The organism is Methylobacterium haplocladii (genome assembly GCF_007992175.1).
Taxonomy (GTDB): Bacteria; Pseudomonadota; Alphaproteobacteria; order Rhizobiales; family Beijerinckiaceae; genus Methylobacterium; species Methylobacterium haplocladii.
Genome location: NZ_BJZT01000011.1, coordinates 63,718 through 77,664, shown reverse-complemented (window position 1 = coordinate 77,664; position 13,947 = coordinate 63,718). Strand labels below are relative to the sequence as shown.

The window sequence follows — 13,947 nt, the reverse complement described above, 5'->3', positions numbered from 1 at the left end:
GCCATTCTAAAGCCACCGGCGAACGAAACCTGCGCGCATGATTCGACGCCTCCGCGACATCTCCGCTGGCCGCCATCGTGAGGCCGGGATTGCCATTCCTGCAGGCGCCAGGAAAATCGTGAGCTGGAACCTGCTGCGCCGGACTGGGGCGGCGGTGGACTGTCTCGTCGCGCTGGTGGAGCGCGAGCAGCCCGACCTCGTGCTGATGCAGGAGGCGACGGAGGGCATCGCGGCGATCGTCGATCGCATCGGCGGCGTGTTTGCGCGGGCTCCGTTGCCGGGGCGGATCCACGGACCTGCGATCTGGAGCCGCGAGCCGTGGGAGACCCCGCCCGCAGTGGTGACGCTTCCCTCCGGAATCATCGTCGACCGGGTCTGCCAGGTCCTCGACCTCGGCGCGTTCGGCGTCGCCAACGTCCATCTCTCGCATGGGCAGATGCTCAACCGTCGGCAGCTTCGCCGCATCGAGCAGCACCTGCCGGCCCGCGCCGCGGTGCTCGGCGATTACAACATCGTCGGACCGGCCCTGCTGCCGGGGTTCCGCGACGTCGGTCCCCGGCGGCCGACGCATTCCATGGTCGGCGTCGCGCCGTTGCGCCTCGACCGTTGTCTCGTGCGCGGCCTCGTCTGCCACGCGCGTTCGGTGCTGCCGCGCGGATTGTCGGATCATCGCCCGATCGTGGTGCACCTCGCCCCGGCGACGGAGGATGCGCCGCAGCGGCGGCGCATCAGAGATATGGCAGCAGCAGTCGCACGGCTGCGTCGCGAAGGCGGACGGGCAATCCGCGAGCGTCGAGATCGGCCTGGGTCAGTCGGCGTTCCCGTTTCGCCTGGATGAAGTCGTCAAGGCGCTCGGCGAGGCCCGTATCGTAGACTTCGACGTTCAGCTCGAAATTCAGCCGGAAGCTGCGCGAATCCCAGTTCGCGCTGCCGACGAAACTCCATTCCCGGTCGATCACCAGCGCCTTGGAGTGATCGAAGGGCGGCTCGTCGAGCCAGATCCGCACACCGGATTCGAGCAGCGGCCCGACATGCGCCCGCGTCGCGAAATCGACGAAGCGGTGGTCGCTGCGCCGGGGGATGACCACGTCGACGGCGATCCCGCGCGCGGCGGCGAGGCCGAGCGCACTGGTGATGAGTTCGTTCGGCAGGAAGTACGGCGTCGTCAGACGGATCGAGGTGCGGGCGCAGGCAATTGCCTGCAGAATGACGGTTGCGATCTTCTCGATGTCCGCATCCGGCCCCGAGGTAACGACACGGGCGGTGAGATCGCCGACCGGCGTCAGCGGCGGCAGCCAAAGCTCGCCCTCCAGCTCCTCGCCCGAGACGAAGGCCCAATCGGTGGCGAAGGCCTGGGCGAGCTGCTCGACCACCGGACCTTCGATCCGGAAATGCGTGTCGCGGATCGGAAAGCTCGGCCCGGTCGCGAGCCGGTTGCCGTCGGAGATATTGACGCCGCCGGTGAAGGCGACGCTGCCGTCGACGATGAGCACCTTCTTGTGGGTGCGCAGGTTCAGGAACGGCATCCGCCAGGGCAATGCCGAGTGCATGAACAACCCGGCCGTCACCCCGGCGCGGGTCAGGTGTCGCCAGGCGGCGGGAAAGAAATAGCCGCTGCCGATACCGTCGACGATGACCCGGACCTCGGCACCACGGGCCTTGGCCGCGGTGAGCGCCGCGATGAACTCTCGGCCGATCTTGTCATCGCGAAAGATGTAGCTCGACAGGGCGACGCTCTGGCGCGCGCTCCCGATCGCCGCCAGCATCGCCGGATAAGCCTCGTCGCCGTTGCGGAACACCGCGATCGCGGTGCCGGCCACCGTCGGCAGGCCGGTGACGGCACGCACGGCCCGGTCGAGCGCCGCGTAGGCCTCCGGCACGGCGGCGGTCGCTTGCGGCGTCTCGTCGATCTGCTGGGAGGGTTTGCGCTTGAGCTTGCGCGCCCGCCGCTCGACCCGGTTGATGCCGAAGGTCAGGTACAAGGCGCTGCCGAAGACCGGCGCCAGCCAGGCGAGCCCGATCCAGCCGATCGCGGCGCCGACCACGCGCTTGCGCAGCAGCACGTGCATGCTCACGGCCAGCGAGAAGCCCACGCCGATCAGGGCGAGCACGTCCGTGCGAACGGATGCGGTCGCTGCGAGCCATCGATAGAGGGCTTCTTCCAAGGCGCACGCTCAGGTCCTGCCGGGGTCTCGTGCCATACGGCAGGCGTGACCGGCGGGGAATAGAGCACCGGCGACCATCGCCGGAATGCACCGCAAAACGAAGAAAATCCCACCATGAGGCGGGGTTTTCGGGGTGTCGGACGATGTGGCTTACCAGCGGTAGGTCAGCGTGCCGAACGCGCTGCGGCGGAAGCCTTCGAAGACGTAGCCGGCGTTGAAGCAGCTTTCGTCGAACAGATTGGTGGCGTTCACCGAGAGTACCGCGCCCTTTCAGACCCGGTCGAGCTGAGCGAGGTCGTAGCTCAGCGAGGCCTCGACGAGGACGTAGGACGGGATCTCGTCGACGTTCGTGGCGTGGGTGCGCTGCCCGACGTAGCGGACGCCCGCTCCGGCCCGGAAAGCGCCGAAGGGCGAGACCAGCGGGAAGGCGTAGTCGGCAAACAACGACACGGCATTGTTGGGGGCGCTAGGCAGGCGGTTCTCGATCAGCGCCGGGTTCGTCTGATTCTTCGTCACCATCGTCTCGAGATGGGCGACTCCGAAGAATGCCGTCGGGCGCCGATCCGAGAGCTCGCGCACCCCGCCACCGAGTGAACATTCACGGTGAACACCGCTGCGACAGGCAGCAGCGTCGGTCTGAGCCCGCCTGACGGCCGACTCCCTCGCTACTTGGCGGCGAGCTTAACGGCGGCGGTGGTCAGATCCACACCTTCGCCGCTTCCGCTAAGGGCGTAGGCGGTCTGGCCGGCGCGCCAGTAGGCGGTGGCGCCATCGGTCGAGCGCGTCAGCGTGTCGGTGCCGCCCTTGCTCTCGGCCTTGCGCGTGGCGAAGAGCGACAGGTCGCCGAGCGGCCCCGCATCGATCGCGACCTCGACCCCCAATCCATGCCGTGCCGGAAAGACCTGGACGTCGCGGACGCTCCAGCCGTTCGGAAGGTCCGGCAGCGCGAGTCCTGTCGCCTCTTCGAGGTCCGCCCGATCGTAGGTGGAGACGGCGCGCTGCGAATGGGTCTTGGCGCGGATCGCCACGGCCCGGCGGGCCTGCTGCGCCTCCTCCACGAGGGAAGGCTCGATGGTCGAGGCGTAGGTGTCCGGCACGCCGAAGGTGCCGATCTCGGTATGGGCGAGCCAGCCGGCTCCGACCAGCACGACGATCGCGGCGGCACGGCGCATGCGTGCGCCCACCCGCTGCCAGGCCATCGAGCGATCGAGACGGCGGGCCGTGGTGCGCAGGCGATCCGGCCCGGGGCTCGTCACGTTCGCGAAGATTTCGCGCAGGGCATCGCGGTCGCGCATGTCGGCCATCACCCGCGCCGCATCCTCGGGATGCCGCGCGAGGTGGGCTTCGACGTCGAGACGCCGGATCGCATTCAGCTCGCCGTCGACGTACGCCGCGAGATCGTTTTCCGTGATCGGGTCGATCATCACGCCACCTGCCTTTCCGGATCACTCCGTCCCACGCGTCATAACATCCATGTCGTCGGGCTCACGCCTCGCCGACGGCCTGCCTGTGAGACGTCCGATCGTCCAATTCGATCGCGTCGTCATCCGCCGACCCTGGGCGTCCGTCGCTCGCAACGAGGCGCAGCTGCGGACGCCCGCGCTCAGGAGGGCCGTTGGGGCGCCTCGCATCGTTGACGGTGTCCCGCCCGCGGGTCGGCTCGGTGTCCTCGAAGGCCCGCAGGGCGGCGCGTCCGCGTCCGAGCCGCGACATCAGCGTGCCGATCGGGATGCCGAGCACGGCGGCCGCGTCGGCATAGGCCATGCCTTCCAGGGTCACGAGGTGGAGCGCCGCGCGCTGCTCCTCCGGCAGGGTCTCGAAGGCCTTGCGGATCTGCGAGAGCCGTACCTGGCCCTCCTGGGCCGGCAGGGCGACGTCGTCGCTCAGTTGCACCAACACGTCGGCATGGCGGGCCTCGACGCGTTTGCGGCGCTGCTCGTCGATGAAGACGTTGTGCAGCACCGTCATCATCCAAGTGCGCAGGTTGGTGTTGGCGCGCAGCGAGCCCTTCGCTTCGAGCGCCCGCACCAGCGTGTCGTGAACGAGATCGTCCGCCTTCAGCGAATCGCGCGTGAGCGACCGCGCATACCGCCTAAGCGGCGGCAGCAGGTCGACGATGTCGGGTCGCTTCGAGCGCGATCTGTCGGAAATCATAATGGGTCAACGTACCGGTGCCGGGCGTTAATCCCACGCCCGGGCCGCTCGGCTCCGATCATGTGCGCCGGCACACGCGCACCGGCTCAAGTGCCTGAGCCGTTTACTGATAGGCACTCTTCAAATCGAGTGAGCATTCCCGTCCGACGCTGTCGAAGCGCTCGGCCAGCCAATGCTGCGCCGCCTCGCGGCCTCTGTCGCGCAGGCGCTTCAAGCCCTTCCAGCGGGCGTCGAGACGGGAGGAGGCGTCGTAATCGTTGAGGGCCTCGGTGCCGTCGATGCGGTGGACGAAGACGCGGTTGTCCTTCTCGCCGCCCGGCGCTCCCTCGGCGAGAAGCCGGTGCATCACGTCGATGGCGCGCAGTTCCCGCATCAGGTTGGCGTTGAAGGTGATTTCGTTCAGCCGGTTCTCGATCGCGTCGCGCGTCCGCGGGGTCTCGCGGCGCTCGACCGGGTTGATCTGCACGATCAGGATGTCGCGGGTGCGCGCCCCGTCGGCATCGTCCTGGTGCAGCGGATAGAGGGCCGGATTGCCGAGATAGCCGCCATCCCAATAGGGCACGCCGTCGATCTCCACCGCCTGGAACACGGTGGGCAGGCAGGCCGAGGCCATCAAATGGTCGGGCGTGAGCCCATCGCGCTCGAACAGTGTGAGTTTGCCGGTCCAGACGTTCGTCGCGGAGACGTAGACCTGGGCGGTGTCGGCAGCGCGCAGGCGCTCGAAATCGACGGTTTTCTCCAGAGCCTTGCGCAGCGGATTGTAGTTCATCGGATTCGAGACGTAGGGGCTCGGCGCGAACGCCTTCATCCAGAAATCGAAGACGGGGTTGTCCTGCAATATGCCGAACAGCCCGCTGACCATGCGGCGCTGCGACGGCATCATACCGCCGTCTAGGCTGGCATTGTGCCAGAAGGTCTCGAGGGCCGCGCGGGCACCATCGGGACCGCCGGCGAGCCAGCCGTCGACGAGGACGACCGCGTTCATGGCGCCGGCGCTCGCTCCCGTCACCGCGTCGAAGGCGAGACGTCCGTCCTCGATCAGCGCGTCGAGCACGCCCCAGGTGAAGGCACCGTGCGCGCCGCCGCCCTGGAGAGCCAACGCCACGGTCTTCTCAGCCCGCGGCCCGGCCAGGATGCGCCCCTTGCCGTCGGCCGGCCTCGGCTGCTCCGTTCCCCGCTCTGCTCCCTCGGGAACGACGGTGTAGGGTGGCGTCGTGTCGGACGTCGTGCCGGCGTAATCCATGCGAACCTCGCGACGGGATGTTGCAACGCGATCAGTCATGCTGCGAGGCAATAAGTGGGAATGGCGGCCGGCGGTTCAAAACGACACCACGCATGGCAGCCCGCCGGCGCACCTCATTGAAAGCCGATCGCGGGACCCGTCCCCCAGGATCTTGCCGCGTTGCGGTAGCCGCCGCCTTCCACCGCTCGACATCGCGCGTGGGATGGGACATGAAGCGCCCCGAATGCCGGTGTTCCGGCGGTGTCGTCGCACCCATGCGCCGCGTACGGTTGACGGCCGCTTCGGCCGGTCACAGCTAATCGGGTCGCGGGCGCTCGCGTCATCGGATAGGATGGCAAACCGATCGGCTGCCCGAGGCGGCTGACGAAGCGGCCGCGTTTCCGAGCCAAGGTCCCAGATGGAAGCCATGGAAACCCCTGACGCCCTCTCGAACCCGATCGCGCCCGAGAGCCCCAACATGAGGGGTCCAGAGATCGCAGGGCCGTCGCCACGCCACCGCTCGGTCGGCGTCACGGTCGGGCATGGCGAAGGCGCGGTCACCGTCGGCGGCGGCGCTCCGATCGTCGTTCAGTCGATGACAAATACCGACACGGCCGATATCGACGGCACCGTGGCCCAGGTCGCGCAACTCGCGCGTGCCGGCTCGGAACTCGTCCGTATCACCGTCGACCGCGACGAGGCGGCGGCGGCCGTGCCGAAGATCCGCGAGCGGCTCGACCGGATCGGCTGCTTCGTGCCGCTGGTCGGCGACTTCCACTATATCGGCCACAAGCTGTTGACCGACCATCCGGCCTGCGCCGAAGCGCTGGCCAAGTACCGGATCAACCCCGGCAACGTCGGCTTCAAGAACAAGAAGGACGTGCAGTTCTCGACGATCGTCGAGCAGGCGATCCGCTACGGCAAGACCGTCCGCATCGGCGCGAACTGGGGCTCGCTGGACGGCGAGCTCCTCACGCACCTGATGGACGAGAACGCCAAGTCCGCCCGTCCCATCGACGCACGCGCCGTGATGCGCGAGGCGATGGTGCAGTCGGCCCTCGGCTCGGCCGACCGCGCGGTGGAGCTCGGCCTGCCCCAGGACAGGATCATCCTGTCCGCGAAGGTCTCGGCGGTGCAGGACCTGATCGCGGTCTACCGCGAGGTCGCGCGCCGCTCGGACTACGCCATCCATCTCGGCCTGACCGAGGCCGGCATGGGCTCGAAGGGCCTCGTCGCGGCGTCCGCCGCCATCGGCGTGCTGCTCCAGGAAGGCATCGGCGACACCATCCGCTACTCGCTGACCCCCGAGCCCGGCGGCGACCGGACCGTCGAGGTCAAGGCGGCGCAGGAACTCCTGCAGACCATGGGGTTCCGGACGTTCGTGCCGATGGTCGCGGCCTGCCCCGGCTGCGGCCGCACCACCTCGACCACGTTCCAGGAACTCGCCCGCGACATCCAGAACTGGCTCGTCACCTCCATGCCGGAATGGAAGAAGACATATCCGGGCGTCGAGGGCCTCAACGTCGCGGTGATGGGCTGCATCGTGAACGGCCCCGGCGAGTCGAAGCATGCCGATATCGGCATCTCGCTGCCCGGCACCGGCGAGACCCCGACCGCGCCCGTCTTCATCGACGGCAAGAAGGCGATGACGCTCCGCGGCCCGACGCTGGCCAAGGATTTCGAGGGCATCGTCGTCGACTATATCGAGCGCCGCTTCGGGCCAGGCGCGAGCGGCACCAGCACGCGCGACGCGGCCGAGTGACGGATCGGCCCCGGCCGATCCCATGATTTCTACCCGACGCCTTCCGACGCGTATCCGTCATGCCGATCCGGCAGATTCCGCGGTCAGACGCCTGAGCACCGACCGGATTCCATGACCCAACCCGTCACGCCGAGCATGTCCGCCGGCCCAGCTCCAGGCGAGGGCGGCCCCGTCGCCGCCTCGGCCGGTTCCGTCGACGCCTCCGACGAAGCCGCTCACGGCCATGCCAAGACCGGGTTCTGGTCGCTCGCGATCGGCTCCGTCGGCGTCGTCTACGGCGATATCGGCACGAGCCCGCTCTACGCGTTTCGCGAGGCCCTTGCTCCCGCGCGGGCGGACGGCATCCTGCTCGAGGACGAGGTGCTCGGCACCACCTCGCTGATCATCTGGGCGCTGCTGCTGATCGTCACGGTCAAGTACGTGATCATCCTGCTGCGCATGGACAACAAGGGCGAGGGCGGCATCCTCTCGCTGATGGCGCAGGCCCGCCACGCCCTCGGCGGCTCGACCGTCGTGTTCATGCTCGGTCTGCTCGGCGCCTCGCTGTTCTACGGCGACTCGGTGATCACGCCGGCGATCTCGGTCCTGTCCGCGGTGGAGGGCCTCAAGCTCGTCACCCCGGCCTTCGAGCAGTTCGTGCTGCCGATCACCGTGGTGATCATCGTCGGGCTCTTCCTGGTCCAGAGCCGGGGTACCGCGCGGGTCGCGACCTTCTTCGGCCCGATCATGGTGGTGTGGTTCCTGGCGCTGGCGCTGACGGCCCTGCCGCACGTGGTGGCGAACCCGGTCGTGCTCTGGGCCTTCAACCCCTGGTATGCGCTGCACTACCTGCTCGGCCACGGCACCGGCGCGCTGGTGGCGCTCGGGGCGGTCTTCCTCGCCGTCACCGGCGCCGAGGCGCTGTTTGCCGATCTCGGCCATTTCGGGCGCAGGCCGATCCAGGTGGCATGGCTCGGCCTCGTCGCCCCCTGCCTCGTCATGAATTATCTCGGCCAGACCGCCCTCGTGCTGGCCAAGCCCGACACGACCGATCCGTTCTACCAGCTCGTGCCGGACTGGGCCCTGATCCCGATGGTGCTGCTCGCCACCATGGCGACCGTCACCGCGAGCCAGGCCGTGCTCACCGGCGCCTTCTCGCTGTCCCGGCAGGCGATCCAGCTCGGCATGCTGCCGCGCATGGAGATCCGCCACACCTCGGAATCGCATTCCGGCCAGATCTACCTGCCGCAGATCAACATGCTGCTCGGCCTCGGCGTCATCATCCTGGCGATCGTATTCCGCTCGTCCTCCGCACTGGCCTCCGCCTACGGCATCGCCGTGACCGGCACGATGCTGCTGACCGCGGCCATGGGCTACGTCGTGCTGTGGAAGGTGATGAAGCTGTCCCCGCTGATCGCGGCCGCGATCATGATGCCGTTCATCGTCATCGAGGCGCTGTTCCTGCTCTCGAACCTGATGAAGCTGCACGAGGGCGGATACGTGCCGCTGCTGCTCGCCGGCGGCCTGATGATCACGATGTGGACCTGGGTGCGCGGCGTCGCGATCCTCACCAAGAAGACCCGCAAGACCGACGTGCCCCTGACCGAACTCGTCGGCATGCTGGAGAAGAGTTCGTCGTATCAGCACGTCAAGGGTACGGCGGTGTTCCTGACGAGCGATCCCGAAATCGCGCCGGCCGCGCTCCTGCACAACATGAAGCACAACAAGGTCGTGCACGAGAAGAACGTCGTGCTGACCATCGAGACGGTCGACACGCCGCGCTTCCCCGACACGGAGCGCGTGCGCATCGAGCCGGTGGGTCCGCATTTCCACCGGGCGGTCATGCGCTTCGGCTACATGGAGACGCCCAACATCCCCAAGGCGCTGACGCTGCTGCGTAAGGAGGGCTTCAAGTTCGACATCATGTCGACCTCGTTCTTCCTGTCGCGCCGCTCGATCCGGCCGGCCGCCCATTCCGGCATGCCGCTGTGGCAGGACCGCATCTTCATCACGCTGGCCAAGAATGCCAACGACGCCACCGACTTCTTCCAGATCCCGACCGGCCGCGTGGTGGAAGTCGGGACGCAGGTGACGGTCTAGGGACCAGTCAGGTGCGTCCGGCACGCTTCACATCCGCAGCCGTCATTCCGGGGCTCGCCGAAGGCGAGAACCCGGAACCCACCCGTGATACCGAAGGTCTGCCAAGTCGTCGTGCCCAGTCGTGGGTTCCGGGTTCCGCTGCGCGGGCCCGGAATGACGGCATTGGGCTTACCATCGGTCTGACACTGCCAAGCCAGGAGTTGCCATGAAGCTCGTCGTGACGGGCGCCGAGGGGCGCATGGGGCGGATGCTGATCCGCGCGGTGGCCGAGGCCGAGGGCTGCACCCTCTCCGGCGCCATCGAGCGCGAGGGCTCGCACGTCGTCGGCCACGATGCCGGAACGCTGGCGGGGCTCAGCCCGCTCGGGGTCGAGATCAGCGACGATCCGCTGCCGATCTTCGCCGAGGCCGACGCCGTTCTCGACTTCACCGTGCCGAAGGCGACCGTGGCCTTCGCCGAACTCGCCGCCCAGGCCCGCATCGTCCACGTGGTCGGCACCACCGGGCTGTCCGACGAAGACCTGGAGAAGCTCAAGGCCGCCTCCTACCACGCCCGCATCGTCCGGTCCGGCAACATGTCGCTCGGGGTCAACCTCGTCGCGAGCCTGGTGCGCAAGGTCGCCGCCGCCCTCGGCGAGGAGTTCGACATCGAGGTGCTGGAGATGCACCACCGCATGAAGGTCGACGCGCCCTCCGGCACCGCCCTGCTGCTCGGCGAGGCCGCCGCCGAGGGTCGCGCGGTGGCGCTCGCCGACACCCGCGTCTCGACCCGCGACGGCCATACCGGCGCGCGACGACCCGGCGACATCGGCTTCGCGACGCTCCGCGGCGGCTCGGTCGTCGGCGACCACAGCGTGATCTTCGCCGGTCCCTCCGAGCGCATCACCCTCAGCCATCACGCTGAGGACCGCGCGATCTTCGCCCGCGGCGCCCTCAAGGCCGCACAATGGGCTTTCGACAAGCCGCCGGGCCTCTACGGCATGGACGACGTGCTCGGTTTGTAAGGCCTTTACGGTAGACCAAAGTCGGGGGCGCGCTTCCCGACCGATGCGTGCCCCGCGCTTGGGAGCCGGCCCGCCCTCTGCTAGGAGCCGGCGGTCAGGGCGCGTTCAGGCGCACGCGGCTCTATCCGCCGCGAGATCATCACCGTCCGGAGTCCATGTCCATGGAGCGCCTCCTCGTCCTCGCTCGCCACGGTCAGAGCGAGTGGAACCTCAAGAAGCTCTTCACCGGCTGGCGCGATCCCGACCTGACCGAGCTCGGCGTCGAGGAGGCCCATACGGCCGGGCGTTGGCTCAAGACGCAGGGTCATCATTTCGACGTCGCCTTCACCTCGAACCTCAAGCGGGCGCAGCGCACCTGCTCCCTGATGCTGGAGGCGATGGGCCAGAGCGATGTCGAGACGATCCGGGCCGAGGCCCTGAACGAGCGCGACTACGGCGACCTCTCGGGGCTCAACAAGGACGACGCCCGCCAGCGCTGGGGCGACGAGCAGGTCCACCAGTGGCGCCGCTCCTACGACGTGCCGCCGCCCGGCGGCGAGAGCCTGAGGGACACCGCCGCGCGGGTGCTGCCCTACTACATCCAGACCATCCTGCCCCGTGTGATGGCCGGCGAGTCGGTGCTGGTCGCCGCGCACGGCAACTCGCTCCGCGCGCTGGTCATGGTCCTCGACGGCATGACCACCAAGACCATTGCGAGCCTCGAAATCGCCACCGGCATCCCGCTGGTCTACCAGCTCAAGGCCGACACCACGGTCGAGTCGAAGTCCTCGCTGGACAAAGATATCGACCACGACATCTGATCGTATGCGCCTGCAACACGAGCCGCGACGCGCATTCGCGCTTGCCGTCGCCCATCACGGATGAGCGACGGTGTGGAGTTCGCGTCCGACATGCAGAGGCCGGAGCCCGTCGAACTCGCCCCGGGCCTGATCCACCATTCGGGCTGGCTGGATGCCGAGGCGCAGCAGCGGCTGGCGGCCGAGCTGGCGGCGGCCCTCGACCTCGCCCCGCCCTACACCCCGCGGATGCCGCGGACGGACAAGCCGTTCTCGGTGCGGATGACGAATTGCGGCCCGCTCGGCTGGGTCTCGGACCGGGCCGGCTACCGCTACCAGCCGACCCATCCCGAGACCGGACGGCCCTGGCCGGCGATCCCGGCGACGGCGCTCCGGGCCTGGGACGCCCTCGGCGGATACCCGGCGGCCCCGCAGGCCTGCCTCGTGAACTTCTACGGTGCCGGCGCCCGCATGGGCCTCCACCAGGACCGCGACGAAAGCGATCTCGCAGCGCCCGTCGTCTCGCTGTCGTTGGGAGCGACGGCCCTGTTTCGCTACGGCGGCCTGAAGCGCTCGGACCCGACCCGCTCGATCCGCCTCGCCGCTGGCGACGCCCTCGTCATCGGCGGAGCGTCGCGATTGATCCACCACGGCGTCGATCGCCTCATCGACGCGCCGCCGCAGTTGTTCGATGCCGCTCAGTCGCAGGACGGCCAGCTCGGCGTTCTGCTGTCCCGCGTCCTGCCGGCCGGCGGCCGCTGCAACCTGACGCTGCGCCGTGTGACGCCGCCCTGAGGACGCGCCGGCCTCGGGAAACGCAGCGGTACCAAGCAGGCCGCCCAATCGCGTCAGGCCCCTGCCTCTACGTCCTCCGGCGCGGCCTCGGAGCCCCTCAGGCGGCGTCTTCCATCCCTTCCAGTTCCACGATCATCTCCTCGATCATGCCGAGTCCGATCTGCCAGAAAGCCGGGTCGGTGGCGTCGAGGCCGAACGGTTCGAGCAACTCGCCGTAGGGCTTCGAGCCGCCGGCTTTGAGGAGCGCGAAGTAACGCTCGACGAAGCCATCCTCGGCCTTGGCGTAAACACCGTAGAGCGAGTTCACGAGGCAGTCGCCGAAGGCGTAGGCGTAGACGTAGAACGGCGAATGGATGAAGTGCGGGATGTAGGCCCAGAACGGCTCGTAGCCCTTGTCGAGGGCGATGGCCGGCCCGAGGCTCTCGGCCTGTACCGACATCCAGAGTTCGTTGATCCGCTCGGCGGTGAGTTCGCCCTCGGCGCGGGCAAGGTGGACCTTCCGCTCGAACGAGTAGAACGCGATCTGGCGCACCACCGTGTTGATCATGTCCTCGACCTTGGCGGCGAGCATGGCGCGGCGCTGGGTCGTGTCCTGCGTGGCGGCGAGGAGCCGTCGGAAGGTCAGCATCTCACCGAAGACGCTGGCTGTCTCGGCGAGGGTCAGAGGCGTCGGCGCCATCAGCGCGCCGTTGCCGGCAGCGAGCACCTGATGCACCCCGTGGCCGAGTTCGTGCGCCAGCGTCATCACGTCCCGCGGTTTGCCCTGGTAATTCACCAGCACATACGGGTGGGCCGAAGGCACGGTCGGGTGGGCGAAGGCACCCGGCGCCTTGCCCGGCCGGGTCGGCGCGTCGATCCAGCCGTCGTCGAAGAATTTCTTGGCGATGCCGGCCATCTCCGGGGAGAAGGCACCGTAGGCGTCGAGCACCGTGTCGCGCGCCTGGGCCCAGGGGATGGTGCGCTGCTCGACCTTCGGCAGCGGCGCGTTGCGGTCCCAGTAGGGTAGCGCCTCGACGCCGAACCACTTGGCCTTGAGCTTGTAGTAACGGTGCGACAGGCGCGGATAGGCCGCGCGCACGGCCTCGACCAGGGCGGCGACGACCTCCGGCTCGACCCGGTTCGAGAGGTGGCGGGCGTCGGCGACGTCCTTGAAGCCGCGCCAGCGGTCGGAGATCTCCTTGTCCTTGGCGAGCGTGTTGGTGATCAGCGTGAAGATGCGCAGGTTGCTCCGCAGGGTCTCGCCGATCGCGGCTGCCGCCTCCTGGCGGACGGTGGCGTCGGGGTCCTGCAGCTTGTTCAGCGCGGGCTCCAACGGCAGCTTCTCGCCGCCGACGGGGAAGCGCAAAGCCGCGATGGTCTCGTTGAAGAGGCGATCCCAGGCGGCGCTCGCCGTGACCGACTTTTCGAGAAAGAGCTTTTCGATGCGGTCGTCGAGCTGGAACGGTTTCTCCTTGCGGAGGTCGTCGATCCAGGGCCGGAAATGGGCGAGCGGGCCCGCGGCCATGGCCGTGTCCATCACCGCATCGTCGACGCGGTTGAGTTCGAGGCCGAAGAACAGCAGATCGCCCGACGCGGTCGTCAGGCGTTCGCGGGTGTCGCCATAGAACTTGGCGCGCGCCTCGTCGGTGGTGTCGCCGGAATAGACGAGGCCGGCGAACGACATCAACCGCCCGAGCAGATCCTCGATCGCCTCGTAGGCCTTCACCACCGCCCCGAGTTTTTCGGACGCGTCCGGGCCCTCGGCCAGGGCCGCGATCCGACCGGCATAGTCCGCGGCGAACGCCTTGCACTCGGCCTCGGCCCTGGCGAGGTCGGCGCGGAATTCGGGCGCGTCGATGCCGGAATAGAGATCGCTCAGGTTCCATTCCGGCAGCGCGCCGAGATCGACAGCGTGGGCCATGGCCTTCGCGGTGGCGAGGCTCTGCGCGGCCGTCGGAAGTCCCGCAGGCGCTGCGACTCGGCTCGACATGGGGGTCCTGCTCTCCGGCGGC

12 protein-coding genes are annotated in these 13,947 nt (G+C 68.5%); 6 read left to right on the top strand and 6 right to left on the bottom strand.

Annotated elements, in window-relative coordinates:
• Nucleotides 1–37 precede the first annotated feature (37 nt).
• Nucleotides 38–838: an endonuclease/exonuclease/phosphatase family protein gene (locus MHA02_RS06410; protein ID WP_147077701.1), complete on the top strand. Its 801-nt coding sequence runs from the start codon at nucleotides 38–40 to the stop codon at nucleotides 836–838.
• Here the strand turns inward: MHA02_RS06410 and cls are convergent.
• From cls to MHA02_RS06385, 5 genes are all read right to left on the bottom strand, one after another.
• Nucleotides 729–2,165, bottom strand: a complete 1,437-nt coding sequence (cls, locus tag MHA02_RS06405; protein WP_147077700.1) for a cardiolipin synthase — start codon at nucleotides 2,163–2,165, stop codon at nucleotides 729–731. The genes MHA02_RS06410 and cls overlap by 110 nt on opposite strands.
• A gap of 270 nt (nucleotides 2,166–2,435) precedes the next feature.
• The gene (locus MHA02_RS06400; protein ID WP_170249060.1) at nucleotides 2,436–2,681 is read right to left on the bottom strand and encodes a TonB-dependent receptor domain-containing protein; all 246 of its coding nucleotides are present in this window, start codon (nucleotides 2,679–2,681) and stop codon (nucleotides 2,436–2,438) included.
• A gap of 149 nt (nucleotides 2,682–2,830) precedes the next feature.
• A complete protein-coding gene (locus tag MHA02_RS06395; RefSeq protein WP_147077696.1) occupies nucleotides 2,831–3,589 on the bottom strand; it encodes an anti-sigma factor family protein in 759 nt (252 codons plus the stop codon).
• 61 nt (nucleotides 3,590–3,650) lie between these two features.
• Nucleotides 3,651–4,319 (bottom strand): sigma-70 family RNA polymerase sigma factor, encoded by a 669-nt coding sequence (locus MHA02_RS06390; RefSeq protein WP_147077695.1) that lies wholly within the window; start codon nucleotides 4,317–4,319, stop codon nucleotides 3,651–3,653.
• A 103-nt stretch (nucleotides 4,320–4,422) separates the two neighbouring features.
• Nucleotides 4,423–5,562: a patatin-like phospholipase family protein gene (locus tag MHA02_RS06385; protein WP_147077693.1), complete on the bottom strand. Its 1,140-nt coding sequence runs from the start codon at nucleotides 5,560–5,562 to the stop codon at nucleotides 4,423–4,425.
• Between the two features lie 406 nt (nucleotides 5,563–5,968).
• Between MHA02_RS06385 and ispG the strand changes: the two genes are divergently transcribed.
• The 5 genes from ispG to MHA02_RS06360 all read left to right on the top strand — a co-directional run bounded on the left by ispG (nucleotide 5,969) and on the right by MHA02_RS06360 (nucleotide 11,956).
• The gene (gene ispG, locus MHA02_RS06380; RefSeq protein ID WP_373318386.1) at nucleotides 5,969–7,303 is read left to right on the top strand and encodes a flavodoxin-dependent (E)-4-hydroxy-3-methylbut-2-enyl-diphosphate synthase; all 1,335 of its coding nucleotides are present in this window, start codon (nucleotides 5,969–5,971) and stop codon (nucleotides 7,301–7,303) included.
• 111 nt (nucleotides 7,304–7,414) lie between these two features.
• Entirely contained in the window at nucleotides 7,415–9,382 is a 1,968-nt protein-coding gene (locus MHA02_RS06375) for a potassium transporter Kup (protein ID WP_147077689.1), read from the top strand.
• A 205-nt stretch (nucleotides 9,383–9,587) separates the two neighbouring features.
• Complete coding sequence (gene dapB / locus MHA02_RS06370; protein ID WP_147077687.1) at nucleotides 9,588–10,385, top strand: 4-hydroxy-tetrahydrodipicolinate reductase; 798 nt, start codon at nucleotides 9,588–9,590, stop codon at nucleotides 10,383–10,385.
• Between the two features lie 161 nt (nucleotides 10,386–10,546).
• Complete coding sequence (locus tag MHA02_RS06365; RefSeq protein ID WP_147077685.1) at nucleotides 10,547–11,185, top strand: 2,3-bisphosphoglycerate-dependent phosphoglycerate mutase; 639 nt, start codon at nucleotides 10,547–10,549, stop codon at nucleotides 11,183–11,185.
• Nucleotides 11,186–11,275: 90 nt separating this feature from the next.
• Complete coding sequence (locus MHA02_RS06360) at nucleotides 11,276–11,956, top strand: alpha-ketoglutarate-dependent dioxygenase AlkB (protein WP_147077756.1); 681 nt, start codon at nucleotides 11,276–11,278, stop codon at nucleotides 11,954–11,956.
• A 97-nt stretch (nucleotides 11,957–12,053) separates the two neighbouring features.
• Here MHA02_RS06360 and MHA02_RS06355 read toward each other — a convergent pair whose 3' ends face one another.
• Nucleotides 12,054–13,925, bottom strand: a complete 1,872-nt coding sequence (locus MHA02_RS06355) for a M3 family oligoendopeptidase (protein WP_147077683.1) — start codon at nucleotides 13,923–13,925, stop codon at nucleotides 12,054–12,056.
• Nucleotides 13,926–13,947: the final 22 nt, after the last annotated feature.